This window comes from Altererythrobacter sp. (assembly GCF_050299635.1).
In the GTDB taxonomy this organism is placed as follows: domain Bacteria; phylum Pseudomonadota; class Alphaproteobacteria; order Sphingomonadales; family Sphingomonadaceae; genus Erythrobacter.
This window is the reverse complement of the sequence record NZ_JBNKWF010000014.1, coordinates 13,543-38,804: the sequence shown is the minus strand read 5'-3', so window position 1 is coordinate 38,804 and position 25,262 is coordinate 13,543. Positions and strand designations below refer to the sequence as shown.

At 60.2% G+C, this 25,262-nt stretch carries 28 protein-coding genes; 15 read left to right on the top strand and 13 right to left on the bottom strand.

The window, feature by feature from the left end; translation table 11 throughout:
- On the bottom strand, positions 1 to 429 hold the full coding sequence (locus ACQY6C_RS09140) for a response regulator (protein WP_427967880.1): 429 nt from the start codon (positions 427 to 429) through the stop codon (positions 1 to 3).
- 144 nt (positions 430 to 573) lie between these two features.
- Here ACQY6C_RS09140 and ACQY6C_RS09135 point away from each other — a divergent pair, with 144 nt between their 5' ends.
- Both ACQY6C_RS09135 and trxB read left to right on the top strand, forming a co-directional pair.
- A complete protein-coding gene (locus tag ACQY6C_RS09135; protein ID WP_427967878.1) occupies positions 574 to 1,350 on the top strand; it encodes a tyrosine-protein phosphatase in 777 nt (258 codons plus the stop codon).
- 67 nt (positions 1,351 to 1,417) lie between these two features.
- Positions 1,418 to 2,389: a thioredoxin-disulfide reductase gene (trxB, locus tag ACQY6C_RS09130; protein ID WP_427967875.1), complete on the top strand. Its 972-nt coding sequence runs from the start codon at positions 1,418 to 1,420 to the stop codon at positions 2,387 to 2,389.
- A 46-nt stretch (positions 2,390 to 2,435) separates the two neighbouring features.
- Here the strand turns inward: trxB and ACQY6C_RS09125 are convergent, their stop codons facing one another.
- From ACQY6C_RS09125 to ACQY6C_RS09115, 3 genes are all read right to left on the bottom strand, one after another.
- Positions 2,436 to 2,870, bottom strand: coding sequence for an MAPEG family protein (locus tag ACQY6C_RS09125; RefSeq protein WP_427967960.1), 435 nt, complete (start codon positions 2,868 to 2,870; stop codon positions 2,436 to 2,438).
- Positions 2,871 to 2,875: 5 nt separating this feature from the next.
- A complete protein-coding gene (locus tag ACQY6C_RS09120) occupies positions 2,876 to 3,322 on the bottom strand; it encodes an MAPEG family protein (protein ID WP_427967872.1) in 447 nt (148 codons plus the stop codon).
- 77 nt (positions 3,323 to 3,399) lie between these two features.
- Entirely contained in the window at positions 3,400 to 4,356 is a 957-nt protein-coding gene (locus tag ACQY6C_RS09115) for a threonine ammonia-lyase (protein WP_427967869.1), read from the bottom strand.
- Positions 4,357 to 4,585: 229 nt separating this feature from the next.
- Between ACQY6C_RS09115 and ACQY6C_RS09110 the strand changes: the two genes are divergently transcribed.
- The 5 genes from ACQY6C_RS09110 to ACQY6C_RS09090 all read left to right on the top strand — a co-directional run bounded on the left by ACQY6C_RS09110 (position 4,586) and on the right by ACQY6C_RS09090 (position 9,483).
- Positions 4,586 to 5,797, top strand: coding sequence for a saccharopine dehydrogenase family protein (locus ACQY6C_RS09110; RefSeq protein WP_427967866.1), 1,212 nt, complete (start codon positions 4,586 to 4,588; stop codon positions 5,795 to 5,797).
- A 55-nt stretch (positions 5,798 to 5,852) separates the two neighbouring features.
- Positions 5,853 to 6,239 carry a GxxExxY protein gene (locus tag ACQY6C_RS09105; RefSeq protein ID WP_427967863.1) on the top strand — a complete coding sequence of 129 codons (387 nt, stop codon included), beginning with the start codon at positions 5,853 to 5,855 and terminating at the stop codon, positions 6,237 to 6,239.
- A 66-nt stretch (positions 6,240 to 6,305) separates the two neighbouring features.
- Positions 6,306 to 7,484, top strand: a complete 1,179-nt coding sequence (locus tag ACQY6C_RS09100; RefSeq protein WP_427967860.1) for a carboxynorspermidine decarboxylase — start codon at positions 6,306 to 6,308, stop codon at positions 7,482 to 7,484.
- A 65-nt stretch (positions 7,485 to 7,549) separates the two neighbouring features.
- On the top strand, positions 7,550 to 8,059 hold the full coding sequence (locus ACQY6C_RS09095) for a hypothetical protein (RefSeq protein WP_427967857.1): 510 nt from the start codon (positions 7,550 to 7,552) through the stop codon (positions 8,057 to 8,059).
- A 218-nt stretch (positions 8,060 to 8,277) separates the two neighbouring features.
- The gene (locus ACQY6C_RS09090) at positions 8,278 to 9,483 is read left to right on the top strand and encodes a type III PLP-dependent enzyme (protein ID WP_427967855.1); all 1,206 of its coding nucleotides are present in this window, start codon (positions 8,278 to 8,280) and stop codon (positions 9,481 to 9,483) included.
- Between the two features lie 172 nt (positions 9,484 to 9,655).
- On the opposite strand, the gene ACQY6C_RS09085 is transcribed toward ACQY6C_RS09090, so the two are convergent.
- From ACQY6C_RS09085 to murI, 4 genes are all read right to left on the bottom strand, one after another.
- Positions 9,656 to 10,351: a nitroreductase gene (locus tag ACQY6C_RS09085; protein ID WP_427967852.1), complete on the bottom strand. Its 696-nt coding sequence runs from the start codon at positions 10,349 to 10,351 to the stop codon at positions 9,656 to 9,658.
- Positions 10,352 to 10,430: 79 nt separating this feature from the next.
- The gene (locus ACQY6C_RS09080; protein WP_427967849.1) at positions 10,431 to 10,709 is read right to left on the bottom strand and encodes a YdeI/OmpD-associated family protein; all 279 of its coding nucleotides are present in this window, start codon (positions 10,707 to 10,709) and stop codon (positions 10,431 to 10,433) included.
- A gap of 3 nt (positions 10,710 to 10,712) precedes the next feature.
- Positions 10,713 to 11,933, bottom strand: coding sequence for a 5-aminolevulinate synthase (gene hemA, locus ACQY6C_RS09075; protein WP_427967847.1), 1,221 nt, complete (start codon positions 11,931 to 11,933; stop codon positions 10,713 to 10,715).
- A 119-nt stretch (positions 11,934 to 12,052) separates the two neighbouring features.
- The gene (gene murI / locus ACQY6C_RS09070) at positions 12,053 to 12,859 is read right to left on the bottom strand and encodes a glutamate racemase (protein WP_427967957.1); all 807 of its coding nucleotides are present in this window, start codon (positions 12,857 to 12,859) and stop codon (positions 12,053 to 12,055) included.
- 108 nt (positions 12,860 to 12,967) lie between these two features.
- Here murI and plsY point away from each other — a divergent pair, with 108 nt between their 5' ends.
- The 6 genes from plsY to ACQY6C_RS09040 all read left to right on the top strand — a co-directional run bounded on the left by plsY (position 12,968) and on the right by ACQY6C_RS09040 (position 19,985).
- Positions 12,968 to 13,579 (top strand): glycerol-3-phosphate 1-O-acyltransferase PlsY, encoded by a 612-nt coding sequence (gene plsY / locus ACQY6C_RS09065; protein ID WP_427967845.1) that lies wholly within the window; start codon positions 12,968 to 12,970, stop codon positions 13,577 to 13,579.
- Positions 13,576 to 14,685 carry a DNA-processing protein DprA gene (dprA, locus tag ACQY6C_RS09060; RefSeq protein ID WP_427967842.1) on the top strand — a complete coding sequence of 370 codons (1,110 nt, stop codon included), beginning with the start codon at positions 13,576 to 13,578 and terminating at the stop codon, positions 14,683 to 14,685. Before plsY ends, dprA begins: the two co-directional genes overlap by 4 nt.
- A 25-nt stretch (positions 14,686 to 14,710) precedes the next feature.
- Positions 14,711 to 15,424, top strand: a complete 714-nt coding sequence (locus ACQY6C_RS09055) for a hypothetical protein (RefSeq protein WP_427967839.1) — start codon at positions 14,711 to 14,713, stop codon at positions 15,422 to 15,424.
- Between the two features lie 82 nt (positions 15,425 to 15,506).
- Positions 15,507 to 16,172 (top strand): hypothetical protein, encoded by a 666-nt coding sequence (locus tag ACQY6C_RS09050; protein WP_427967836.1) that lies wholly within the window; start codon positions 15,507 to 15,509, stop codon positions 16,170 to 16,172.
- A gap of 96 nt (positions 16,173 to 16,268) precedes the next feature.
- Positions 16,269 to 18,791: a type I DNA topoisomerase gene (gene topA / locus ACQY6C_RS09045; protein ID WP_427967833.1), complete on the top strand. Its 2,523-nt coding sequence runs from the start codon at positions 16,269 to 16,271 to the stop codon at positions 18,789 to 18,791.
- Between the two features lie 90 nt (positions 18,792 to 18,881).
- A complete protein-coding gene (locus ACQY6C_RS09040; RefSeq protein WP_427967830.1) occupies positions 18,882 to 19,985 on the top strand; it encodes an alpha/beta fold hydrolase in 1,104 nt (367 codons plus the stop codon).
- Here ACQY6C_RS09040 and ACQY6C_RS09035 read toward each other — a convergent pair.
- Positions 19,975 to 20,397: a hypothetical protein gene (locus ACQY6C_RS09035; RefSeq protein ID WP_427967827.1), complete on the bottom strand. Its 423-nt coding sequence runs from the start codon at positions 20,395 to 20,397 to the stop codon at positions 19,975 to 19,977. The genes ACQY6C_RS09040 and ACQY6C_RS09035 overlap by 11 nt on opposite strands.
- A 228-nt stretch (positions 20,398 to 20,625) precedes the next feature.
- Between ACQY6C_RS09035 and ACQY6C_RS09030 the strand changes: the two genes are divergently transcribed.
- Together ACQY6C_RS09030 and ACQY6C_RS09025 are read left to right on the top strand one after the other, a co-directional pair.
- Positions 20,626 to 20,898, top strand: a complete 273-nt coding sequence (locus ACQY6C_RS09030; RefSeq protein ID WP_427967824.1) for a hypothetical protein — start codon at positions 20,626 to 20,628, stop codon at positions 20,896 to 20,898.
- A 197-nt stretch (positions 20,899 to 21,095) separates the two neighbouring features.
- Complete coding sequence (locus ACQY6C_RS09025; RefSeq protein ID WP_427967821.1) at positions 21,096 to 21,494, top strand: response regulator; 399 nt, start codon at positions 21,096 to 21,098, stop codon at positions 21,492 to 21,494.
- A 40-nt stretch (positions 21,495 to 21,534) separates the two neighbouring features.
- Here the strand turns inward: ACQY6C_RS09025 and ACQY6C_RS09020 are convergent, their stop codons facing one another.
- From ACQY6C_RS09020 to lepB, 4 genes are read right to left on the bottom strand one after another with little or no spacing between them, the layout of a single operon-like run.
- The gene (locus ACQY6C_RS09020) at positions 21,535 to 22,788 is read right to left on the bottom strand and encodes an MgtC/SapB family protein (RefSeq protein WP_427967818.1); all 1,254 of its coding nucleotides are present in this window, start codon (positions 22,786 to 22,788) and stop codon (positions 21,535 to 21,537) included.
- A 27-nt stretch (positions 22,789 to 22,815) separates the two neighbouring features.
- Positions 22,816 to 23,721, bottom strand: coding sequence for a GTPase Era (era, locus tag ACQY6C_RS09015; protein WP_427967815.1), 906 nt, complete (start codon positions 23,719 to 23,721; stop codon positions 22,816 to 22,818).
- Complete coding sequence (gene rnc / locus ACQY6C_RS09010; protein WP_427967813.1) at positions 23,718 to 24,389, bottom strand: ribonuclease III; 672 nt, start codon at positions 24,387 to 24,389, stop codon at positions 23,718 to 23,720. Before rnc ends, era begins: the two co-directional genes overlap by 4 nt.
- Positions 24,386 to 25,216, bottom strand: coding sequence for a signal peptidase I (lepB, locus tag ACQY6C_RS09005; protein WP_427967810.1), 831 nt, complete (start codon positions 25,214 to 25,216; stop codon positions 24,386 to 24,388). Before lepB ends, rnc begins: the two co-directional genes overlap by 4 nt.
- Positions 25,217 to 25,262: the final 46 nt, after the last annotated feature.

Genomic DNA, 25,262 nt, shown 5'->3' with positions numbered 1-25,262 from the left:
TTATGTTGCCATAGTTGCGGTGGCTCCAACTTCAATCGATGCGCGGTACGGCAGTTGGCGGGCCCGCGTCTCCAACAAGCGATCGACCTTGAACGCCAACAATGCTGGGTTGAGCGGTTTGCTGATAAAGTCATTTGCTCCCGCGACGAGTGCGTTCTGTTCGATTTCGTGACCGTTCACTGCCGTGAACATGATTACAGGCAGATCGCGGTGTTCGGGTGAAGCGCGAAGCATTCTCAACACCGTTGTCCCCGACATTCCCGGCATATCCTGATCGAGCAGCAACAAATCGGGACTGCGCCATTTGAGCAGGTCGAGAGCGTCTTCGCCGGAGCTTACCCAGCCGCAGGCGTGGCCGGCGGCGCTGAGCAGGTTGGAAGCGAGCGCCGCAATGAGATCGTCATCGTCTACAATCAGTATCTGCGCCACATTCAGGCCCCTTTCGACGTACTGTTTCAGTACCAATAGAGGCGAGGTGGCAAAGGCCCGGTGATGCCTGGCATAGGGAGAATTGCCTATCCCAAAGCCAATCCAGGTTGTGAAGCCTGAGGCAGCCTGCCACCGTCCCACGCAATGATTCGCGATACATTCCTGAAGACTGAAGGCATTCACAATTTCCGCGACTATGGCGGCTATGCAGTTGCGGGCGGAAGCCGTGTGAAGAAGGGCCTGCTGTTCCGGTCGGGCCAGCATGTCGAAGCGAGTGATGAGGACCTCAAGCGGCTTGAGGGGCTCGCGATCAGGACTGTGATCGACCTCAGGGGCGAGAGCGAGCGGATGCGCTATCCCTGCCGCCGGTTTGGGGGATTTGCCGCTGAAGTGGTCGCCCATGATGGCGAAACCAGCAATTCGCCGCCGCATGAAGCGGCCGCGGAGGCGGGCATGACTCCGCAACGCGCCTTCGAGCGGATGATCGCTGTCTATACCCGGATGCCGGTGAACCCGGCGATGATTTCTATGTTCGGGCGATATCTGCGCGCAATCGCAGAGCGCGAAGGCGGCAGCCTGGTGCATTGCTTTGCCGGCAAGGATCGAACCGGAATCGCGGTGACGCTGCTGCAGCATATTCTGGGTGTGCACCATGACGATATCGTCGCGGAGTTCCTGCTCACCAATGATGCGCCGAACCGGGAGATATTGCAGCGTCAGTCCGTTCCGCGGATGGAAGCAATCTATGGGCCGCTCGATCCCGATGCCGTGCACAATCTACTGGGCGTGAGGCCCGAGTATATCGAGACCTATATGGCCGAGGTCACGCGCGACCATGGCTCGCTCGATGCCTATCTCGAAAAGGTCATAGGTGTGGATGAAGCGCTGCGTGCCCGCTTGCGAGAGCGGCTGGTAACGTGACAAGGGCGAACAGGCTTCCCATATAGGCGCGCTAACAACTCAACACATCGCGAAAGTTACAGACTCCATGGCTACCCATCGCACCAAGATGCTGATTATCGGCTCAGGCCCGGCAGGCTATTCCGCCGCGATTTACGGCGCACGCGCCATGCTTGAACCGATTGTGGTGCAGGGATTGCAGCCGGGCGGACAGCTGACGATCACCACCGACGTCGAAAACTATCCCGGCTTTGCAGACGTGATCCAGGGCCCGTGGCTGATGGAGCAAATGCAGGCCCAGGCCGAGCATGTCGGCACGCGTATGATGTGGGATACGATCGTTGAAGTCGATCTGGAGAATGGTTCGCCCTTCCGTGCCGTGGGCGACAGCGGTGATGAATATATCGGCGATACGCTGGTGATTGCGACCGGCGCGCAAGCCAAATGGCTGGGCGTCGAGGGCGAGCAGGAACTGGGTGGCAAGGGCGTTTCCGCTTGTGCCACTTGCGACGGGTTCTTCTATCGCGGCAAGAAGGTTGCGGTGATTGGTGGCGGCAATACCGCTGTCGAGGAGGCGCTCTACCTCACCAATCATTCGGACGACGTGACGCTGATCCATCGCCGCGATGAGCTGCGTGCAGAAAAGATCCTGCAGGACCGGCTGTTCAAGTCGCCCAAGATCAGCACGCTTTGGAACAAGACGGTTGTGCGTTTCGAAGGGGGCGAGAATGGCACGCTTGGCCATCTGGTGCTCAAGGATACGCAGACCGGGGAGGAATCGACGCTGGAAGCAGACGGCGCCTTCGTTGCGATCGGACATGCGCCTGCGACCGAGCTGTTCAAGGGCAAACTGCCGATGGATGCGGGCGGTTACCTGCTGACCGAACCCGGTTCGCCCAAGACCGAGATCCCGGGCGTTTTTGCCGCCGGCGACGTTACCGACCACACCTATCGCCAGGCTGTGACCGCAGCAGGCATGGGGTGTATGGCCGCACTCGATGCCGAGCGTTTCCTGGCCGCTGCAGAGGACGCTGGCGAAGAAGCGGAAGCGGCAGAGTAAGCGAACGGCGGCCCCCGCATCTGCGGGAGCCGCACGTTTCGCGGTCCTACATATGTATGTCGAAAACGAAGATGCTCGCGTGGAAGATCAGCGCGATCAGCACCAGGCTGGAAAGTGCAAACAGGACGAAGCGAACCATTACCTTGTTCGCAGTGACCTGCACCAGCGAATGCACCACCCTTAGACCGACATAGATCCACGCCAGAAGCGCGTTCATTCCATCGCCCTGGCCAACGATCGCCAGCACAATTGCAACTGCATAGAACACTGTAGGTTGTTCATGCAAATGATTGTAATTATGCGCTTTCCACTGGACTCTATCAGGCAGGATCCCGTCCAGATCCTTGCCGGTCCCTCCAGTCAGATTCGCAGTGTCGATCTCCGACGATTTCGACATCGCCGGAATGCGTGTGGCGTACATCCATGCCCACATCACCATGGTCCAGATGGTGAGAGCGACAACTGGTTGAAGAATTGCCATTCCGATCACGCGACTACTCCGGGGTTGGCGAAAACGGTCAGCATGACGGCGCGATAGGCGAGATAGACCAGGGCCACTGTCGATGCGAGGAAGATCAGCAACCGCACCGGCACGACGTTGACCAGCGACTGCCAAAGCGAGTGGATAACCCTTAGCCCGACGTAAATCCAAGCTGCGGTAACGTCGCCTGCGGCTGCGCCCGACATCGCGATGATGATGACAGAGGCGTAAAAGATCGTCGGCTGTTCCATCAAATGGTTGTAGTTGTGCGAGATCCATTGGAGCTTGTCTGGCAGGACACCATCGAGATCCTGTCCGCGTCCACCAGGCTTGGCGTTCTTCATCGCGCCCGATTTGGCCAGCGCGGGCAAGCGGGTCCCCGCGAGCCAGAACAGCATCACCAGCGACCAGGCAACGAGCGCCGCAGCGGGCGCGAGCATTTGAGCTTGCATGATTTACTCCTCCCCAGAATTCAGAGCGGCAAACTGCGAGACAGCAGACGAATTGTCAATTGCAACCTAATTCCAGCCTAGTCATAGCTTGTGATGGCCGCCGCGAAGCTTTCTGCGTCGGTATTGCCGCCGCTAAGCACAATCACAGTCTCCCCATCCAACGGCACCTTGCCTGCCAGCGCTGCCGCCAGCGCTGCCGCGCCGCCGGGTTCCAGTACCAGCTGGAGATTGGCAAAGGCAAACCGCTGGGCCGCGCGGACCTCTGCCTCGCTTACCGTCACGCCCGGTGAGGCGCGGCGCTGCAGGATCTCGAAATTGAGCGGGAAGGTTGCGAAGGTCTGCAGCGCATCGCAAGCTGTGGACGGCGCGTCGGGCGCCACGCGCCGGATACTCCCGGCGGCGAGCGAGCGAGTCACATCGTCCCAGCCTTGGGGCTCCACCGGGATAATCTCGCTTTCGGGGCAAGCGAGGGAGAGGCCGGCGGTCAGACCGCCTCCACCGCAAGGCGCGACGATCCGGCTGGGCTGCCGGCCCAGTTGCTCGGCAATCTCGATCCCGGCGCTACCCTGGCCTTCGATCACCCAGGGATCGGCGAAAGCATGGACAAGCGTCGCGCCAGTCTCTTCGCACAAGGCATTGGCGATTTCATCACGGTCTTCGCTCATGCGGTCATAGGAGACCACCGCAGCGCCCATTTCGCGCACCCGGTCAAGTTTCACTCTCGGCGCATCGGAAGGCATCACGATTGTTGCAGCAATGCCCAGCCGCTGTGCTGCCCATGCTACTCCTTGCGCATGATTGCCGCTTGAAAGCCCCACCACGCCGCGAGCACGCTCTTCCTCGCTGAGGTCGCTCAGTCGGTGCCAGGCGCCGCGAATCTTGAATACGCCGATGGGTTGGAGCGATTCAGCCTTGCACCACGCCTTCGCACCGTTGATCTCGACCGGCAACAAGGGAGTGGGTGGCAGGATTGCCGCAATCTTCGCGGCGGCTTTGGCCACGCCGTCATGTGTCGGCTCGCGCTGTTCAGTCATCGGGCAAATCCTACAGGATGGAACACATGGAACACTGTTCTGAACTTGAAAAAAGTCGGCCAAAATTCGTGCGTAAGAGCTCTTGTGAAGCGATTGAGACCGGGAGAATCATTGCGTTCCTATTACCCAATTGCCAGTCGTAGGAAAGCTGCAAGGCCCGGGCCCGATTTACGCGCCCTGCGCATTGCATTAGAGCGCGCGCAAGATTCGTTTCCGGAGAAACCAACCCATGTCCACAGTCCTGGTAATTGGAGCTGGCGGTGTCAGCTCGGTCTGCGTCCACAAGATGGCATTCAATCGGGATATCTTCACCGATATCCATCTCGCCAGCCGGACCAAGAGCAAATGTGACGCGATCGCGGCCTCGGTGAAGACCCGCACCGGGGTGGAAATCGGCACTTATGAAATCGACGCGGAAGAAGTCCCGGCGATGGTCAAGCTGATCCGGCAGATACAGCCGTCGCTGGTGGTCAATCTGGCACTTCCCTATCAGGACCTGCCGATCATGGACGCCTGCCTGGAAGCTGGCGTGAATTATCTCGATACGGCCAATTACGAGCCGAAGGATGAAGCCAAGTTCGAGTACAAGTGGCAGTGGGCCTATCACGACCGTTTCAAGGAAGCGGGGATTATGGCGCTGCTGGGATCCGGCTTTGATCCGGGCGTCACCAGCGTCTTCACCATGTGGCTCAAGAAGCACAAACTCAAGACCATCCGGACGCTGGACATTCTCGATTGCAATGGCGGCGATCACGGCCAGCATTTCGCCACCAACTTCAACCCGGAAATCAACATCCGCGAAGTGACCGCGCCCGCGCGGCACTGGGAAAACGGCGGGTTTGTTGAAACCCCGGCGATGGGCAAGAAGGTCGCTTTCGACTTCGAGGCGGTTGGCCCGAAGAACATGTACATGATGTATCACGAGGAGCTGGAAAGTCTCGCGAAGTTCAATCCGGAGATGGAGCGTGCCCGCTTCTGGATGACGTTTGGCGATGCTTACATCACGCATCTGACTGTGCTGCAGAATGTCGGAATGACTTCAATCGAGCCGATCAAGTATCAGGGCAAGGAAATCATCCCGCTGCAGTTCCTCGCCGCCGTGCTGCCCAAGCCCGAAACGCTGGGCGAGACGACCCATGGCAACACCAATATCGGCTGTATCGCCACCGGCGAGGCGCTGGACGGCAGCGGCGAGAAGACATTCTACATCAAGAATATCTGTTCGCACGAGGCGGCCTATGAGGAAACCGGCAACCAGGCTGTCAGCTACACCACCGGCGTCCCCGCGATGATCGGCAGCGCCATGATGGTGCAGGGCGTCTGGCAGGGTAAGGGCGTGTTCAACATGGAAGAGATGGACCCCGATCCCTTCATGGACATGCTCAACCAGCACGGCTTGCCGTGGTCTGTCGAGGAGCTGGACGGGCCGGTCGAGTTTTGATTCTAGTTTCACGCAGAGGCCACTGAGGAAAGGAGATCGCAGAGGGTGCAAGTGGATGCGTAGCGACGACATAACTGGGATCGTGATCGATGAGGCTATCGGCATTCATCGCGAGCTGGGCCCGGGACTGTTCGAGAGCGTCTACGAGACAGTGCTCGCAGGAAGGCTTGCAGCGCGGGGATTGAAGGTCGCGAGGCAGGTGCCGGTACCGATCACCTTTGACGGGCATCTGTTTGAAGTCGCGTTCAAGGTCGATATCCTGGTCGAAGACAGCCTTGTTCTGGAAATCAAGGCCGTGGAGACTCTAAGCAAGGCCCATGCGAAACAGCTTCTAACCTATCTGAGATTGTTAAAGCAGCCCGTCGGGCTGCTTCTGAATTTTTCCGGCGCGACGATGAAGGAAGGCATTCGCCGTATGGTCAATAACCATCTTGCGGAATAGACATCCCTGCGGCCTCCTTTCCTCCGCGATCTCTGCGCGAAACCAGAAAAGGGCACAACGTCAATAATGGAAACCAGAGCCGGCGATCCGGGCGCATTCGCCCATTTCGACCTCAATCGGGTCGATAGCCCAGCCTTCGTCGTCGATGCGGCGAAGCTGCGCGCGAACCTTCAGGTGTTGGCGGAAATCCGCGATGCGGCCGAGATCAAGATGCTTGCCGCGCTCAAGGCCTTCAGCATGTGGTCGGTTGCGCCGATCGTGGGCGAATATCTTGATGGAGTGTGCACCAGCGGCCTTTGGGAAGCACGGCTCGCGTCCGAGTTCTACGATGGCGAGATCGCAACCTACAGCGCTGCCTACAAGCCCGATGACCTCGATGAAATCTGCCGCTTGTCAGACCATGTGATTTTCAACTCGCCCGGCCAGATCGAGCGCGCATCGCTGATCCTCGACGCAGCGAGGGCTGCAGGGCAGGATTTCGACGTCGGGCTGCGGCTCAATCCCATGATCCCGCTCGGCGAAGTCCCGAAATACGATCCCAGCGCCCCGCATTCGCGGCTCGGTTTCCCGATCGACCAGCTGACGGACGAGCATTTCGAGGGCATCTCCGGGGTCCATGTTCATAATCTTTGCGAGCAGGATCTCGAGCCGCTCAAGCGTACTTGGGACCAGCTGTTCGATGTGCTTGAGCCGTATTTCGGCCAGCTCAAATGGATCAATCTTGGCGGCGGGCACCACATCACGCGAGCGGATTACCAGCGCGAGGAACTGGTCCGGTTCCTCAGCGATATCCGCGAAGACAGTGGGGCCGAGGTCTATCTCGAGCCGGGCGAGGCGATTGCGCTCGATGCGGGAATCCTCGTTGGCACGCTGCTCGATACACATTGGAACGGCATGCCGCTCGGCATCACCGATGTCTCCGCCACCTGCCACATGCCCGATGTGATCGAGGCGCCCTATCGCCCGGCGATGCTTGGGGAGCTGGAGGATGAGGAGCAGGTTCCGATCCGCCTTGGCGGGCCGTCCTGCCTCGCGGGCGATGTGATCGGCGATTACCGCCTTCCCATGCCGGCCAAGCCTGGCGCGCGCTTCGCTTTCCTCGACCAGGCGCATTATTCGATGGTCAAGACCAACACGTTCAATGGCGTCCAGCTCCCGTCGATCTGGTTGTGGGACAGTGAAACCGATCAGCTCGATCTGGTCCGCAGCTTCGGATATGAGGATTTCCGTAACCGTCTGAGCTGATTGGGCTGCATGTACCTGCAGTGCTGCACGAATGATCGGTACGAACAAAGCCGGGGGGCAGTCCGATGAAACGATCCACTCCACTTGCGATGGCATTTGCCGCCCAATGCATTGCTGCACCCGTTGCGGCTCAGACCTACGACCCCGCGCGGATTGTGAAGTCGGTCGAGACCGCCGATCTGGTGGCGCTGGTCAGGAATCTCGATCACGAAGTCATCGAGACATCGCCCGAACAGGGCGACAGGAGCCTGCTGGCAAAGGATGCGGACGGGTTCGTCTATTCCCTGTCCGGCACCGCCTGCGATGCGAATGGCGTTTCCGGCTGTCAGGGCGTGATGATGCAGGTTCGCTTTGACGCTCCCGAAGGGCTTGGCGCCGACGCAATTATGCGCGCGAGCTTGCAGATTGCGTCGATCAGCACCTGGCTGGACCGTGAGAACAACACGTTAGGCATGACGCGCTACGTCGTGCTCGACCACGGAGTGACCCTGGCGAATCTGCGTGAGAATGTGCTCGTCTTGCTCGCGTCCGCGCCCGCGGCACTGGACGTAGTTACGGGGAAGGATGCCCCGTAACGGCCGCTAGCTGAAATCCGTCGAGTTGAACCCGGCGTGCGATTGGAGCCGGAACATCGGGCAGGGTCCATTCATTTGGAATACTGACGATGAGCAGGTGCGATTTTTGTTTGCGATTTGCCGCGATGGACCTATATGCGCGCATCCGCTGCCCCAAGGGGACTCTTAACCGCAAGGCAGCCTTGTTCAGAACTTAAACCTTCTGGGGGTCCCTTGAGTTGTACATCTATCCTGACGCTCGGTCTGTAGTTCGCGCTCTCGCGCCGGACGAACCGGTAATCCTCAACCGCCCGCACGCCGCCGCGCGCGCCGCCCGATTCTTCGTCGAGAAGTTTCCGGGCAAGTCGCTCTATGCGGTCAAGGCGAATCCCTCTCCCGATCTGATCCAGATTCTGTGGGACAATGGCATTTCGCATTATGACGTGGCGTCGATCGCGGAAGTGCGGCTGGTGCGCGCGCAACTGCCCGAAGCGGTGCTGTGCTTCATGCACCCGATCAAGACGCCTGCGGCGATCCGCGAGGCCTATCACACGCATGGCGTGCGTACCTTCAGCCTCGATAGCGTCGAGGAATTGGAGAAGATCGTCGAGGCCTGCCGCAATCCAGAGACTGGCGAACCGGCGAGCGATCTGCGCCTGTGCGTGCGGCTGCGCGTGTCGAGCGAGTTCTCCGAACTTTCCCTAGCCAGCAAGTTCGGCTGCGATCTGACCGAAGCGCCGCTGCTGTTGCAGCAGACCCGCCAGCATTGCGACTGGCTGGGCCTGTGCTTCCACGTCGGCAGCCAGGCGATGACGCCCTTCGCTTTCGTCCAGGCGCTAGACCGTACCCGCGCGGCGATTGCCGAGGCGTCAGTGGTGATCGACATGATCGATGTGGGGGGAGGTTTTCCTTCCGTCTATCCTGAGCTCGATCCGCCTCCGATGGAGGATTACTTCGCGATCATCGCGCGGCATTTCGAATCGCTGCCGGTGGCCTACAATGCCGAGCTGTGGTGCGAGCCGGGCCGGGCACTGTGCGCCGAGTATTCATCGATGATTGTGCGCGTGGAAAAGCGCCGCGGTGAAGAACTCTACATCAATGATGGCGCCTATGGTGCGCTCTATGACGCGGCACATGTCGACTGGCGCTTCCCGGTGCAAGCCCTGGAAGACGATCTGCGCGATCCTCCGTCCGATTTCGCATTCTACGGGCCGACCTGTGACGATGCGGACTACATGCAGGGGCCATTCTCACTGCCGTCTGACATCCAGGCGGGCGATTATATCGAGATCGGAATGTTGGGCGCCTATGGTGCGGCAATGAAGACCGGCTTCAACGGTTTCGGCGCTGCAGAGCAGGTCAAGGTCGCAGACGAGCCTATGGCGAGCCTCTATGACGGTAGCCGCCAGCGGCCAGAAGCCGACAATGTGGTGAGCCTGCGCTGAGGTCTGCTGGTGTTGGGACTGCGGCGGGGCTTTTCTTACCCCGACTGGGGGACATACACGCAGGCTTGCCCAGCTGAGCATTGCGAAGGGCACTTTGGCCGAAGTTGATGGAAGGCCGGGCCCGGCAGGTCGCATACTCCTCTCCTCACGAAGGAGCGGCAGGGCGAGCTGTTTAATCTTCAAAGCCCACGAAGCGGACCGCATCTTCCAGTGGCTTGCGGGTGATATAGACGGCGTTGGCGGGAAAGTCGGGATCGGGCCAACCCATGGCAACGGCCTTCATGATTACCTGGTCTTCCGGGATGTCAGCATATTCGCGTACGACGGGTGACTGCATGATGCCTTGCGAATTGATCACGCAGCCTAGCCCGCGAGACCATGCTGCATTGACCAGCATGGTGGTTGCCGCCCCGCAGTCGAAGGCGGAATCGTCGCTGTCGGCCAGTTCCCTGTCATAGGTGACGATCACGCAGACAGGCGCATCGAACTGGCGAAATCCGCGCAGCACCCAATCCTGCCGCCGTTCCTTGTCGTCACGCTCGATTCCCATCGCTTCGAACAGCTGGATCGCGCAGCCGACCTGGCGACTGCGGTGAATACCTTCGAAGGGATGCCCGCGGCGGAACTCGCGGCTGTCAGGGACGCCGGCAAGGATGTTCTCCGTATTGCCCTTGCGAATCCGGTCGAGCGGTTCGCCCGTGATGACATGGAAGTGCCAGGGCTGGGTGTTCATCGAACTGGGCGATCGCATCGCCAGCGAGATGATTTCTTCGATCAGCTTTTTCGGGACCGGCTTGTCGAGATAGCCCCGGATAGATCGGCGATCGAGCACGACCTCTTCAAATGTCTGTTCGGGGTCTCCGCCCATGCTCAAATCCTCTCCCGTTTGCGGGAGGATTAGCGCAGCATTTTGCAGCGGCAAAGGACGCTACGGCAAGGCCGATGGCTCAGGCATCAACCCATTTTCGCGCCGACTCACGGCGATGGGGGCAGCCCGGCCAGCAACAGGGGCGCCGCTTGCCCGCGAGTATGTCTTCTTGAAGCCGCGCCAGACGCTTGGTGCGCGTCTCGGCCTTCTTGCCGGAGGTCATCCAGCAGATCCATTCATTGCGGGCGAGGTCGGTCAACCCGTCCCACTTCTCCCGCAGGGGCGCATCCGTGCGGAGAATGTCGTCAAGATCAGATGGTGTGCTGTGCCGAAAGTCCGGGGAAGCAGGTGCAGCCAAGGCTCAAGCCGCCTTGCGCAATTCCAGTTCCATCCGATCCCAGATCTCGACCAGCGCGATGACCAGCTCTTCCATCATCTCAGCTGTGTGGGCAGGGCCGGGGGTGAAGCGCAGGCGCTCTGTCCCACGCGGCACGGTCGGGAAATTGATCGGCTGCACATAGACGCCGTATTCGGCGAGCAGGATATCGCTGATCTTCTTGGCGCGGACAGGATCGCCCACCATCAGCGGAACGATATGCGTCACGCTGTCCATTACCGGCAGGCCCGCATCGCGCATCTTCTGCTTGAGCATGGCCGCGGCGGCCTGCTGTCCATCGCGCTCTTCGCTGGATGATTTGAGATGTTTCACCGCCGCCAGAACGCCGGCCACCAGAACGGGGCTGAGCGAAGTGGTAAAGATGAAACCGGGCGCATAGGAGCGGATGCAATCGATAATCCGCGTGTCGGCCGCGATATAGCCGCCCATCACGCCGAATGCCTTGCCCAACGTGCCTTCGATGATGTCGATGCGGTGCGCGGCCTCGTCACGCTCCGAAATGCCGCCGCCATGATCGCCATACATGCCCACCGCGTGCACTTCGTCGATATAGGTCAGCGCGTTGTATTTCTCCGCCAGGTCGCAGATCGCATGGATCGGGGCGACATCGCCGTCCATTGAATAGACGCTCTCAAAGGCGATGACCTTGGGCGTATCGGGATCTTCGGCGGCGAGCAGTTCTTCCAGATGCTCGACATCATTGTGGCGGAAGACGCGCTTCTCGCAACCGGAATTGCGAATGCCCGCGATCATGCTGGCGTGGTTCAGCTCGTCGGAAAAGATGATGCAGCCTGGCAGAAGCTTGGCGAGAGTAGAGAGGGTGGCATCGTTGGAAACATAGCCGCTGGTGAACAGCAGCGCGCCTTCCTTGCCATGCAGGTCGGCCAGTTCCTGCTCCAGCTCGATGTGGAGGTGCGTGTTGCCGCCGATATTACGCGTGCCGCCCGAACCCGCACCCACATCGTAGAGCGCGTTTTCCATCGCTTCGATCACCTTGGGATGCTGGCCCATGGCGAGATAATCGTTCGAACACCACACTGTGATCGGCTTGGGGCCGTTATGCCCGTGAAAACAGCGCGCATTGGGGAAAGCGCCCTTATTGCGCATGATGTCGATAAAGACGCGATAGCGCCCTTCCTCGTGCAGGCGGTCGATCGCCTTGTCGAAGACCTGATCGTAATTCACTCGCGCGTTCCGCTTCCCTGCACCGCACCTCATGCGGCCAAAGTCAGGGTGATCTAATCGTTTGGGTCTCGTTTTACCACCTTGATCTTTGCGAGTGGTTCTTAAGTATCATGCGCCGATCAAAAGGACTGGAAAGCCTGCAACTCGTTGATCCCATGGGCGGCAAATGCCGCGCGAAGGGGTTCGAACGCCTCCAGCGCGCCGGTCGTCACGGCAAAATCCGGGCAGTCGCGGGCAAAATCCTGCCCCTGCGTTAGAAAGGCGATACGGCGCGCAATGCCCTCAGCGCCATGGACGAATCGCACATCCGGTCCGAAGACTTCGCCAAGTTCATGCTCAAGCAGTGGGAAATGGGTGCAGGCAAGCACCACCGTATCGATCTGCTCGCCGCCTTCCATGTCGCGCAATCCTGCCACAGCCGCGTCGATGCTCGACGAATCGACGAGCTCGCCGCGCAGCTTGGCTTCGGCGGTTTCGACGAGTCCCGGTGCGGCATGGCGCAACAGGCGACTTCCGTTTCCGAACTCAGCCTCAAGATTGTCGACATAAGCCTGGCGGATTGTTGCTTCCGTCCCCAGCAGGCCGATCGTTCCGGTTCGGGTCATCGAAGCCGCCGGTTTGATTGCGGGTACGGTTCCGACGATCGGAATCTCCAGCACTTCGCGCACCATGCCCAATGCAATGGTGGAGGCAGTGTTACAGGCAATGCAGGCGAGGCGGGGGCGATAGCGTTCGCTCATCCGCCCCAGCAGGCCCGCGACCCGTGCGGCAATTTGTGCTTCGGACTTGGTGCCATAGGGCAGACCCGCCTCGTCTGCGGCATAGATCACCGGCGCATCGGGTAGCAGTTTGCGCAATTCAGCGAGCACGGTCAGCCCGCCAACGCCGGAATCGAACAGCAGGATTGGTGAAGATGCCTCGGTAATGGTTCTATCCGTCCGGCTTGAGCTTGTCGAAACGCGGTCTTTTACTTAGGCCGCTTGAAATTGAAAGCAGGGGATGACCTTGCCGGGTATAGAGGATACTTGTTCGATATGGATACGCTCTACGCTCTGCTGCTCGGATACCTATGCGGTTCGATTCCCTTTGGTCTCGTGCTGACCAAGGCAGCGGGGCTGGGCGATGTGCGCGAGATTGGCAGCGGAAACATAGGTGCGACCAATGTGCTGCGAACGGGAAATAAGAAGATGGCTGCGGCCACGCTCGCGCTAGATCTCTTCAAGGGTTTCATCCCGGTCTACCTGGCGGGCAAGATCTTCTACCAGGGATATTTGCTGCCAGAAGCGAGCTTTGGCCCGATGCCTGCTGCGGCATTGGGTGCGGTAGTCGGGCATTGTTTCCCGGTCTGGCTGAAGTTCAAGGGGGGCAAGGGCGTGGCCACCAATGCCGGGGTCAGCTTCGGCCTCGGCTGGCCGATCGGCCTCGCCTATGCGCTGATCTGGATTGCAGTGCTGGCAATCGGGCGAATCAGTTCGGTTGCGGGGATGAGCGCGGTTGTAGCCGCCGCCCTGGCTGCCGCGACTTTCGGCTATCCCGAATTCATTCCGGTCCTGCTGGTCATTGCAGGGCTCATCATCTACCTGCACCGGGAAAATATCGGCAGGCTGCTGCAGGGTGAAGAACCCAAGGTCGGCAGCAAGAAGTGAGCTCTGAAGCGGAAGAGGCGCTTTCGCGGGAGGAGGCCTTTGCGCGGATCCGCCTGCTGCGCTCGCCCAACATCGGGCCGGTCAGCTATCGGCAGTTGCTGGCGCGTTTCGGGACCGCACAGCTTGCGTTGGACGCGCTTCCCCACATCGGCAAGCGCGGCGGGAGGCAATATCGCGCGATCGCCCCCGAGATCATCGCCGAGGAAATCTCGCAGGTCCGCCGTGCGGGTGCGAAATATCTCTTCCACGACCAGCCCGATTATCCCGCGCTGCTGAATGAGCTGGAGAGCGCGCCGCCGGTCCTCACATGGCGGGGGGATGTTTCGCTCGCCTCGCGCCCATGCGTTGCGATGGTCGGCGCGCGCAATGCTTCGGCTGCGGCGGTCAAGCTGGCGCGGGAGTTCGCGGGTGCACTGGCAGAGGAAGGTATCGTTGTTGTTTCCGGCCTCGCCCGCGGGATCGACGGGGCCGCGCATGAGGGCGCTTTCCCGGCCACTATCGGCGTGATCGCCAGCGGGATCGACGTGGCATATCCGCCGCAACATGCCGAGTTGCAGGAGCGTATCGCAGGTGAAGGCCTGCTGCTGGCCGAACAACCGCCGGGCACGGAACCGCGCGGCAGCCACTTCCCCAGCCGCAACCGCATCATTGCGGGGCTGGCATTGGGGACGCTGGTGGTCGAAGCCGCGCCGAAATCCGGCTCGCTCATTACCGCACGGCTGGCGGGTGAAGCGGGAAGGGAAGTGATGGCGGTCCCCGGCAGCCCGCTGGATGCGCGTTCGCAAGGCTGCAACCAGCTGATCCGCGAAGGTGCGGTGCTGGTGCAAGCGCCCGAAGACGTGGTGGAACTGCTGAGCGGGTTCGACGGGCGGCCACGCTCAACCTTCCGCGAAGCTGTGGGTGTGATGGATTATGCGCCGGTGGAGCTTGTAGAGGCCGAACCGGCAGAGATCGGCGGTCTGCTCACCACCGCGCCGGTCGCAGTGGACGAGCTTATCCGCCAGTCGGGCGAGAGCGCCGCAGCGGTGCAAATGGCGTTGTTGGAGCTTGAAATATCAGGTGAATTGGTGCGACATGCAGGCGGGCGGGTATCGCTCGCTGGTTGAATCTCGACCGATGGGGGGAATGAATATGGATCGAAATGCGGACTTTGGCGGTTTCCTGGGTCAAGCAATCGATTTGGTCACGACCAATTCCCGGGCCTCTCTCCTGTTCATCGCAGTCGTGGGTGGGTTCAATGCGTTTGGTCTCATGATGGGACTGATCGACGGGAACGATTCAATCGCAGGTATCGGCTTCGGTTTTAGTATCGATGCGTCTGAGGGAATCACAGCGGCACTTTACCATCTTGCCACGGCTGCGCTCTCGATTGTCGCTTCTTATTTCTTGCTTATGGTCCTGCTTGCGAGCTGTGGCCGCCTGAGAGACAGGTCGACGCGCATCTGGGCCTATATCGGGATGTCCATCCTTATGGTGCTGGGCGCAGCGCTTGGAATGTTGCTGCTGATTGTGCCCGGGATCATTCTGCTGGTCCGCTGGTCTGCCGCCTCGGGCTTTCTGATTGGTGAAAGAGCCGGTGTGACAGAATCGCTGGGCCAGAGCTGGGAAGCGACAAGGGGCTATAGCTGGCCAATATTCTTTGCCTTTCTTGTGCTGATAGTCGGTTTCATGGTCGTCGCAGGCGTGATCGGCGGCGTGGCCGGATTCATCGGTAGCGATCTGATCATAGCGATTGCTTCGAGCGCAGCTGAAGCCGCGGGCAGTGTGCTCTCGCTTGCATTCGGGATCGGCGTCTTCACCCTCCTTCATGATGACAGCCAGCAGGTGAGCGAAGTCTTTTCCTGAGGCAAAGCGCGTTGAGAGATGCCGTCGAAACGATAGGAGCGCTAGCGGTTTCACTTGCAATGATTGCGTAGGGGAGATGGGGATGCACCAGAGCGCGCGTCATAGGATCGAAACAGTCGATTTCCTTCGCGAGGCTTGGCGATTGATGGTTGCGGCAAGCGTTCCGGTGATTGTCGTTGTTGGCCTGCTTTCATTGATTGGATTCGGCATCGACTATGTTGAAAATGCTAGCCTGAGCGACCAAGCCTATAATATCGCTTCATTCATTACTGGATACTATCTGACGATCGAAATGCTTCGAAAGGGCGGATTGCTGGGTGAAGGGTTGAAAGCCGGGATTTGGACCTACTTTGGCATTTCCCTGCTCAGCGGCCTTGCAATTCTTTTCGGGGCCCTGCTGTTGATAATTCCCGGACTTGTGCTGCTGATGAGGTGGCTTCCCGCCTACGGAATCGCACTGGCCGAAGGAACTGGTGTCATCGAAAGCTTGGAGAAATCCTGGGGCCAAACTCAAGGTCACTTTGCCGCTCTGTTCATCGCCTTCCTCGTGCCGGTATCGATGATGGTCATAGGTCTGGGAATCTACTTCCTTCCTGAATTGATAAGCGATCCCATGGTGGATATCTTTTCCGTCGTGCTAGCAAATATCTTGTTGGCAACCTTCAGCGCGACGATGACTGCGCTTGGCATTGCCAGCTATTCTTTGCTTGGAGGAAGGTTTGTCGAGGTGAGCGAGGTGTTCTCGTGAAGCCATGCACGAGAACCCCTCTTGACGAAATGCGAATCCCGACCCCACCTTCGCGCGTACGTACACGTATACGCGTAAGGGGCCTCTCAGACTTCCATGCAACTCGTCATTGTTGAATCGCCGGCCAAGGCAAAGACCATCGAGAAATATCTCGGCAAGGACTTCAAGGTCCTCGCATCCTACGGCCATGTCCGCGACCTGCCGCCGAAGGATGGCAGCGTCCGGCCTGACGAGGACTTCGCGATGGATTGGGAACTCTATCGCGACAAGCAGAGCCGCTTCAAGGAAATCGCCGATGCGGCCAAGAATGCCGACCGGCTCGTGCTCGCGACCGACCCTGACCGCGAGGGTGAAGCGATCAGCTGGCATGTCCAGGAACTGCTCAAGAAGCGCAAGGCACTGCCGACCAAGGTCGATCGGGTCACTTTCAACGCAATCACCAAGAATGCGGTGACGGAAGCGATGAAGAGCCCGCGCGATCTGGATACCGATCTGATCGACGCCTATCTCGCCCGCCGTGCGCTCGATTACCTGTTCGGGTTCACGCTTTCGCCGGTGTTGTGGCGCAAGCTGCCCGGCGCAAAATCGGCGGGTCGCGTGCAGTCCGTCGCACTGCGGCTGATCTGCGAGCGCGAGCACGAGATCGAGATATTCAAGCCGGAAGAATACTGGTCTGTCATCGCCCGGCTGGAGCAGGATGGCACCGAGTTCGAAGCGCGGTTGGTGCGCTTCAATGGCGAGAAGCTGGACAAGATGTCGCTTGGCAACGAGGGCAGCGCCCTGGCCGCCAAGGCCGCTGTCGAAGGCGCGCGCTTCACGATCGAGGATATCGAAACCAAGCCGCTCAAGCGCAATCCCGCGCCGCCGTTCACTACTTCGACCTTGCAGCAGGAGGCCGCGCGCAAGCTGGGTTTTTCCGCCAGCCACACCATGCGGTTGGCGCAGTCGCTCTACGAAGCGGGTGCGATCACATACATGCGTACCGATGGCGTGCAGATGGATCCGGGCGCGATCCATTCGCTGCGCGATGCCATCGCCGAGCGCTATGACAATGCATTCCTGCCGGAAAAACCGCGCTTCTATTCGACCAAAGCCAAGAACGCGCAAGAGGCCCACGAAGCGATCAGGCCGACCAATTTCAGCCGAGATCATGCCGGTTCGGGTGACGAAGCCAAGCTCTATACGCTGATCTTCAAGCGCGCGATGGCGAGCCAGATGTCCGCTGCGCAGCTTGAGCGCACAACCGTGACTTTGCGCGATCCGACCGGACAGCACGAGTTGCGTGCGACCGGTCAGGTGGTCAAGTTCCCCGGCTTCCTCGCGGTTTACGAAGAGGGGCGCGACAGCAAGTCCGATGAAGACGAGGAAGGTCTGCTGCCGGTGATGCACAAGGGTGATTGCCCGCTCAAGAAGGCGGTGGATGCCAATCAGCACTTCACCCAGCCGCCGCCGCGTTACTCCGAAGCCAGTCTGGTCAAGCGGCTGGAGGAGCTGGGAATCGGGCGTCCGTCAACCTATGCCTCTACCATCCAGACCCTGCGCGACCGCGATTATGTGCGGATGGAAAAGAATCGCTTCCATGCAGAGGAATCGGGTCGATTGCTGACGGCGTTCCTCGAACGGTTCTTCCCCACTTATGTCGCCTATGACTTCACCGCGGGGATGGAGGACGAACTCGATACGGTTTCGGATGGACGCGAAGCCTATAAGGACTTGCTCTCCAAGTTCTGGCGCGACTTCAAGCCCAAGGCCGATGAGGTGATGGAGAAGATGCCCTCGGAAGTGACAGAGGTGCTGGACGAATATCTCTCCGACTTTCTGTTTCCTCCGGTTGAAGGCGGTGGCGATCCGCGCGCTTGCCCACTGTGCCGCGATGAAGGCCGCGAAGGTGGCCGTCTAGCGCTGCGTGGCGGACGCTACGGAGCCTTTGTCGCTTGTGCCAATTACCCGGAATGCAAATATACCCGCCGCTTCGCGCAACCGGGCGCCGATGGCGGCAATGGTGACGATGATGGCGTGATGGGCACACACCCCGAAACGGGTGAAGAGATCCACCGCAAGACCGGCCGTTTCGGGCCTTACATCCAGATGGGCGAGGGCAAGGAGGCGAAACGCGCTTCGATCCCCAAGGACCTCGACGATTTCGATCTCGAATGGGCCGTCAAGCTGCTCGGTCTGCCCCGCATCGTGGGTGAGCACCCCGAAACCGGCAACGAGATCGAGGCCAATATCGGGCGCTACGGGCCGTATCTCCGGCATGACGGGAAATACGCCAAGCTCTCCTCTACCCGCGATGTGTTCGATACCGGCATGAATGCGGCGGTCGCGCTGCTGGCTGAAGCGGCCAACCGCAAGGGCGGCGGGCGCACCAAGGCCGAGCCGATCAAGACGCTTGGCGCCCATCCGACCAGCGGCGGAGAGATCAAGGTCATGCCGGGGCGCTATGGTCCCTATGTGACCGATGGCAATGTCAACGCGACGATCCCCAAGGATATCAAGCCCGAGGATATCGAGGCGGCCAAGGCTATCGAACTGATCGATGCGCGCGCGGCGAAAGGTCCCGCCAAGAAGAAGCGACGCAAGAGCCCGGCCAAAAAGAAAGCGGCTGCAAACAAGTAGTTTTCCTGTAATCTCCAGCCGATAGATGGTTTGGCTGGAGATGTTTCGATGATCTTGCGCTTTCTGACTCTTTGCCTTGCGCTGTGTGGATTGGCCCTGAGTCAGGGCGTGAAGGCAGAGGATGCCGGCACGCTCATTTCGGCCGAGCCGGTCGTCGATACGCCCCCTGGTTCGCAGGCCTGGCGCGTTACCTATTGGACGCGTAGCGAGAGCGACGAGCCACTCCGTGTCACAGGCGTTGTGATCGCGCCGCGGGAGGCGATGCCTCGCGCTCCGCGAAAAGTCGTCGCCTGGACACATGGGACGGCAGGCGTGGTGGAGCGCTGCGCGCCGTCCTCCAGTTCCGAGTTCTTCGCTTCCGTTCCTGCGCTGGGCGACATGATCCGTGCAGGCTATGTCGTGGTAGCGCCCGACTATCCTGGCTTGGGCAGTTCCATGCCGCACGGCTATCTTGCGGGTCGTGAAACCGGGCGCTCCGTCCTGGATGCGATTAGAGCCGCACGCCAGATTTCCGGTGCGGCGGCAGGCAATGATTTTGTCGTTTGGGGCGAATCGCAGGGCGGCCACGCGGCGCTTTGGACCGCGATCGAATCCCGCCATTATGCCAGGGAACTGAACCTGTTGGGCACACTGGCTGTCGCACCGCCGACCGACCTGCGCGAAAACCTGCGACAGGCAAGCGATCAGAATGCCCGCGCCTTGCTGGCAGCTTTCCTCACCTATAGCTGGTCTGAACGGTATGGGGCGCCGATGGACAGCGTATTCAACCGTATCGATCGGGGTGTCGCAACGCGGCTAGCAAGGAACAATTGCGTCAGGCTGGAAGCGAGCCCGCGGATTGGGACAATCCTTGGCATTCTCGCGATCCGCAATGCAATCAAGGACAAGGATATCGGCTCGCTGCCCGTTTGGTCGCGCCTCGCCCGGCGGAACAGTGTAAGTGCGCGCAAGGTTCCAGGTCCAATCTATATCGCGCAGGCAATCGATGACCCCATCGTTGCCTCATCGATCACCGCGAATTTTGCGCGCAAGCTTTGTCGGAAGGGCCGGGCAGTGCAATATGAATCCTTGCCGGGCAGCGATCACGCCAACAGCGGACGCAACAGCACAGGCTCCGCGCTGGCGTGGATCGCAAACCGCTTCGACGGGCGGCAGCCCAACAACAGCTGCCGGGCGCTATCCTTTATTCAGTGATCGTCACGTCGGGAATGGTGGCGAGGACAGTGTCGCCACATCCGATGATGATCTCGCGAATGCGTGGGTAGGGGGTGACCTCGCGATAACGCACCTCGGTCGGCGTTACGACTTGGGGCACCATTCCATCAGGGGACTTTGCTTCCAGGCGGAAGCGAAGGCCGGGGGGCATGGCTCGATCCGCCGGACCTGCAGTCAGCGAAACGCTGTATCCGGGCGTTGGCAGATCGACCTCGCCAGTGATGTTCAACGTCGGTTTGCTGCCCGGGCCAGGCATCCGGTCGATCCAAGCGTGCCAGTTGCGGCTCTCCAGAACCGGGCATCCCTTCACCGCCGGAGTATCAGGGGGCGTTTCCATCGGCGCACATGCGGCCAATGGAACGAGTGCAGCCAAGACGGGAAGACTTCGCATGACAGAAATCCTTTTGAAGAGAGGGGCATGGCCTGGCTAACATCACATGATGATTGCACTTTTGCAATCTAGTCAAGCTGGTATTGGCAGTCGGCTGCACGATTTGAGTACCACACTGGAAACCTCACGATAACCATTTTCCGCTCGTTTTCTGTTCACCATCCGGCGTTGGCAATTCGTCAAACTTTGGCCGTTAGTGATGATCCTTAAGTCAAAGGATAGTCGCAAGTGATCGAGATCGAAGTCCAGAATGAGACCCACCAGACGCAAGAGCGCCGGCGTTTTGCCGCCGTGCCGCGCATAGGTGAGGGGCTTCGCCTGCGTGAACCGGATGGCATGTGGGCAAGCTATGACGTGCTCGACGTGTGGTACCAGAAAGCCGAATATGGCGATATCTGGGTTCCCTACCTGCACGTCCGGATGACAGCGGGTGAAGCCGCAGCAGGCGAATCCGCCAATGGCTTTGCCGTTCAGTCGGAGGCCGTACCATTCACAATCTGATCAAACGCACGACCGGGCCGAATGCGGCGCAGGGTGAATCGAAGCTCGAAGGCAAGACGCTGGCCGAGAAGCTGGCGGCTACTCAGTTTGAACCCGACGAAGTCGAAGATTTTGAGGAAGTCGAGGAAGTAGCTGAATCGGCACCTCCGCAATCCGATCCAAGCGACACTGACGAGATCGTTCGCGCTGCCAAGGCGATGCGCGATAGCGTTGGTGCGGGACAGCAGGTGAGGGGCACGTGCCTGATCGTCGACGATAGTCGCGTGATCCGCAAGATTGGCAGCAAGATCGCTGCCGCGCTCGGCTACAAGGTGATCGAAGCCGAAAATGGCGAAGAAGCGCTGGCGCGCTGCAAACTCGGCATGCCCGAACTGATCCTCACCGATTGGCAGATGCCGGTCATGAGCGGTATCGAGTTCGTGACCCAGCTACGCGCGATCCCGACGCCGATTGCGCCCAAGGTCATGTTCTGCACTTCCAAGGGCAGCGCAAGGGATGTTCATGACGGTATCAAGGCTGGCGCCGACGATTATATCGTCAAACCGTTCGACGAAGCTGCACTGAAAGCCAAGCTCGAGAAACTGGGCCTCCACTGATCGAAGTCGCGGACCGCGCAAGGATCCTGCCGGTCCGGTCTCATAACCTCAAATATCCCACGACCAGGCTCGCGGCGAGGGCGGCCATGCTTGCCGCCAGCGCCCAGGCTGCGGGCCTTGCTGCAGAACGCCCATAGACGATCGTCACGCCCAGCTTGACCGTCATATTGGCGAGGATTGTGCCTGCAATCGCCAATGCAGCCAGTTCACTTGTGATTGTGCCCGGTTCCAGGCCGCCTGCTGTCACGATCGCGGCATCGACATCCATCGTACCCATCAGCAACAGCAGGACCGCAATGCCTTCCTGTCCGAAGCGGCCTTCAGCCCAGCGCGCTGCGATGGCGGCCAATGCAACAAAGGCAACGAAGCCGAGTGCCGGCAGCAGCGCGATTGGGTTGCCGGGCGGGGCAGGGCCTTCGCTGTGCGGAGCGCGCCGATAGAGCACGTAGGCAACCAGAGCGCCGACGATCAGCGCGGGCGACACGACCACCGCGAATGGTCGTAGCAAGGGCGCTGCAAGCACCGACACAAGCACGATCACGCGTAGATACATCACCGCTGTCGCCAGCGCGATCCCGGCATTTTCGGCCCCGCCGCCGGAACCCGCGCCAAGCTTTTGTGAAAGCGATTGGGTGACCGCAGTCGAGCTATAGGCGCCGCCGATTATGGCCGTTGCGATCGTGCCGCGGCGCGCGCCGAAAATCCGGTTCGCGGCATAGCCTATGAAGGAAAAGCCCGTTACGGCGACCACGACGAGCCAGAGCAATTGCAGGTCCCATGCCTCATAAGGGCCGTAGCGGCCTTCAGGCAGGAAGGGATAGACGGCTAGCGCGATCACGGCGTAGCGCGCGAGCGCCTTCACATCGTCCTCATCGAGCAGTCCGACAATGCGGTGCATTTCGCTGCGCAAGGCCAGGATCAGCGTCACGACAGCAGCCCCGGCGACGGCCAGAGTCGGCTCGCCCGATCCGCCCAGGAAGCCCAGCGCCACCGTCAACAGAGCCGCGACCGCGGATGTCGCATCAGGGCGCCCGTCGCGCAGTACCGACCGCGAATAACCGATGGCGATGATCGCAACCATGCCTGCGACGATCGCGCCGGCGATGAAGCCAAAGCCCAGTCCGTTGACTACGCCGCCAAGGGCACCTGCAAGGCCAATCAGGGTGAAAGTGCGGATGCCCGCTACGCGCGATCCCTCGACCTCGCCGCGCAATGTCCAGCCGCGCTCGATCCCGACCAGCAGTCCGGTCGCGAGGCCGGATCCCAGGTCGAGTATCTGATCTGCCGGTAGCATGGCTGATCTATCTCACACCTGCGCGGTTCAACGGACCCAGTCGAGCCCGATTTCCTCGAAGACCTCGCGGCTTTCGGCCCAGTTCTCGTCAACTTTCACGTGCAGGAAGAGGTGAACCTTCTGGCCGAGTATCTCTGACAATTCCTTGCGTGCCGCTTCGCCGATTGCCTTGATCCGGCTGCCTCCTTTGCCAAGCACGATCGGTCGCTGGCTTTCGCGCCCGACCACGATCTGCTGGTGGATTTCGACGCTGCCGTCCTTGCGCTGCGTATAGCTTTCCGGGCGCACGGCGCTGTCATAGGGCAGCTCTTCGTGGAGCTGCTGGTAGAGCTGCTCGCGCGTGATTTCGGTCGCCAGCAAGCGCTCGCTGGCGTCAGAAACCTGGTCTTCGGGATACATCCACACGCCGTCCGGCATCATCTTGGCGAGCGCTTCCTTCAATTCAGGGACGCCATCACCAGTCAATGCAGAGATGAAGTAGATTTCGACGAAATCGACCTTCCCGGAGAGTTCTTGCGCAAGTGCCAGAAGCGGTTCCTTCTTCGCACGATCGACCTTGTTGAGCACCAGGATCTTGCGCTCAGGTCGCTTGGCGAGCGCTTCGATCAGTGGTTCAAGCTCGTGCCGTCTTTGCTTGATGGGGTCGACGATCAGCAGCAGGGCATCTGCGCTCTCGGCGCCTTCCCAGGCGGCGCTTACCATTGCCCGGTCGAGCCTCCGCCTGGGAGCGAAAATACCGGGCGTATCGACCAGGATCATCTGTACCGGCCCAAAGAGGGCTATTCCCAGCATGCGCGCGCGTGTGGTCTGCGCCTTGGCGGAAGTGATCGCGACTTTCTGACCGACCAGCTGGTTTACCAGTGTGGACTTGCCCGCATTGGGCGCTCCGATCACGGCCACGACACCGCATTGGGTGGGGGCAGGCTCGTTCATGCGTATTTCTCCATGAAGGCTTTGGCGGCGCGCTTTTCAGCTTCCTGTTTGTTGGTCGCCGTGCCGTCCGCCTCGCCGACATTCTTCACGCTTACACGGACAGTGAAACGCGCGGCGTGATCCGGCCCTTCGCGGTTGACCAAGACATATTCCGGCTGTTTGCGGCCATTGCCCGCCGCCCATTCCTGCAGAGCGCTCTTGGGATGCTTTGCGTGACCGGCATCGCCCGCAAACTCTTCGGCCCACAGCGAGCGAACAAGATCGCGCGATTCGGAAAATCCGCGCTCGAGAAAACTCGCGCCAAGCAGGGCTTCCATCACGTCGCCCAGGATGTTTGTGCTTTCCCTGCCACCATCCTCGCGCGCTTGCTTGCCCAGGATCATGTGGTCGGCCACGCCAATCCGCCGGGCAATGCGGGCGCAAGTCGCGCGGCTGACGAGGGCGTTGAGCCTTTGTGAGAGCTTACCCTCCGGCGCATCGACCTTCTCATAAAGCCATTCCGCTACGCAGAGGCCCAGGACCCGGTCGCCAAGAAATTCGAGACGTTCATAGTCGACGGTGGAATCGTGGCTGCCGTGGGTAAGGGCCTCAACCCACAGCGGCTCTTCGCGAGGCTCAATCCCGATGCCGGCAAACCAGTCCAGCGTATCTTGCGAGAGCGTGCTCATATTCCCTCGAGCATTCGGTTCCAGCGCGCCGCGGTGAACCAGGTCCAGGGCCGGATGTAGCTCGCGCTGCCATCGGTCGACCACATCATTATCGTTGCGCGGCCGACCAGATTGTCTTGCGGAACCAGACCCACACCGCCTCCAGGGACGGCGGGATAGCGGCTGTCCTGCGAATTGTCGCGATTATCGCCCATCACGAACATGCGCCCATCGGGCACTATGACGGGGCCATAGTCGTCCGCATACTCAGCGCCGAAATCGAGCACATTGTAGGTCTTGCCGGATGGCAGGGTTTCGCGGAATTGGGCGTAGCGACATTCCGGCTCGCCATCTTCGTTCGTGTCCGGCACCGCGCCGCTTGCACAGCTGGTGTTGGGCGAAACGGGAATCGTGAAATCCTCGATCCGCTCCTTCGGCACGGGCTGGCCATTGAGCACGATCTGGCCGTCGCGCATTTCCACGGTATCACCGGGCAGGCCGATCACCCGCTTGATATATTCCGTCCCGTCGACCGGGTGCTCGAAGATCACAACGTCGCCGCGAGCTGGCTGACCGGCGAGCACACGGCCCGGGATCAGGGGCAAGTCAAACGGCAGCGAATTGCGCGTGTAACCATAGGGCCATTTGGCGGCCAGCAGGTAGTCCCCATCCCATAGGCGCGGCAACATGCTCTCGCTGGGAATTGAAAATGGCGCGAAAACGAAACTGCGGAAGATCAATACTACCGCCGCAAGTTTCAGAACGAAGAATGCAAAGCTGCCAAGAGATTCCGATTTCTCGTCGGTCTTTTCGGCTTGTGCATTCGTATCTTGGGTCTTTCCATCCATCGCTGACGTCCCTAGTCGCGACTTGACCGCCAAGGAAGGGTTTTTG

What these genes read in the sequence shown, in the direction of transcription:
- ACQY6C_RS09135 (WP_427967878.1), top strand. Translation starts at nt 574, where the DNA reads ATGATTCGCGATACATTCCTGAAGACTGAAGGCATTCACAATTTCCGC.
- trxB (WP_427967875.1), top strand. Translation starts at nt 1,418, where the DNA reads ATGGCTACCCATCGCACCAAGATGCTGATTATCGGCTCAGGCCCGGCA.
- ACQY6C_RS09125 (WP_427967960.1), bottom strand. Translation starts at nt 2,870, where the DNA reads ATGGCAATTCTTCAACCAGTTGTCGCTCTCACCATCTGGACCATGGTG.
- ACQY6C_RS09120 (WP_427967872.1), bottom strand. Translation starts at nt 3,322, where the DNA reads ATGCAAGCTCAAATGCTCGCGCCCGCTGCGGCGCTCGTTGCCTGGTCG.
- ACQY6C_RS09115 (WP_427967869.1), bottom strand. Translation starts at nt 4,356, where the DNA reads ATGACTGAACAGCGCGAGCCGACACATGACGGCGTGGCCAAAGCCGCC.
- ACQY6C_RS09110 (WP_427967866.1), top strand. Translation starts at nt 4,586, where the DNA reads ATGTCCACAGTCCTGGTAATTGGAGCTGGCGGTGTCAGCTCGGTCTGC.
- ACQY6C_RS09105 (WP_427967863.1), top strand. Translation starts at nt 5,853, where the DNA reads ATGCGTAGCGACGACATAACTGGGATCGTGATCGATGAGGCTATCGGC.
- ACQY6C_RS09100 (WP_427967860.1), top strand. Translation starts at nt 6,306, where the DNA reads ATGGAAACCAGAGCCGGCGATCCGGGCGCATTCGCCCATTTCGACCTC.
- ACQY6C_RS09095 (WP_427967857.1), top strand. Translation starts at nt 7,550, where the DNA reads ATGAAACGATCCACTCCACTTGCGATGGCATTTGCCGCCCAATGCATT.
- ACQY6C_RS09085 (WP_427967852.1), bottom strand. Translation starts at nt 10,351, where the DNA reads ATGGGCGGAGACCCCGAACAGACATTTGAAGAGGTCGTGCTCGATCGC.
- plsY (WP_427967845.1), top strand. Translation starts at nt 12,968, where the DNA reads ATGGATACGCTCTACGCTCTGCTGCTCGGATACCTATGCGGTTCGATT.
- ACQY6C_RS09055 (WP_427967839.1), top strand. Translation starts at nt 14,711, where the DNA reads ATGGATCGAAATGCGGACTTTGGCGGTTTCCTGGGTCAAGCAATCGAT.
- ACQY6C_RS09050 (WP_427967836.1), top strand. Translation starts at nt 15,507, where the DNA reads ATGCACCAGAGCGCGCGTCATAGGATCGAAACAGTCGATTTCCTTCGC.
- topA (WP_427967833.1), top strand. Translation starts at nt 16,269, where the DNA reads ATGCAACTCGTCATTGTTGAATCGCCGGCCAAGGCAAAGACCATCGAG.
- ACQY6C_RS09035 (WP_427967827.1), bottom strand. Translation starts at nt 20,397, where the DNA reads ATGCGAAGTCTTCCCGTCTTGGCTGCACTCGTTCCATTGGCCGCATGT.
- ACQY6C_RS09025 (WP_427967821.1), top strand. Translation starts at nt 21,096, where the DNA reads ATGCGCGATAGCGTTGGTGCGGGACAGCAGGTGAGGGGCACGTGCCTG.
- ACQY6C_RS09020 (WP_427967818.1), bottom strand. Translation starts at nt 22,788, where the DNA reads ATGCTACCGGCAGATCAGATACTCGACCTGGGATCCGGCCTCGCGACC.
- era (WP_427967815.1), bottom strand. Translation starts at nt 23,721, where the DNA reads ATGAACGAGCCTGCCCCCACCCAATGCGGTGTCGTGGCCGTGATCGGA.
- rnc (WP_427967813.1), bottom strand. Translation starts at nt 24,389, where the DNA reads ATGAGCACGCTCTCGCAAGATACGCTGGACTGGTTTGCCGGCATCGGG.
- lepB (WP_427967810.1), bottom strand. Translation starts at nt 25,216, where the DNA reads ATGGATGGAAAGACCCAAGATACGAATGCACAAGCCGAAAAGACCGAC.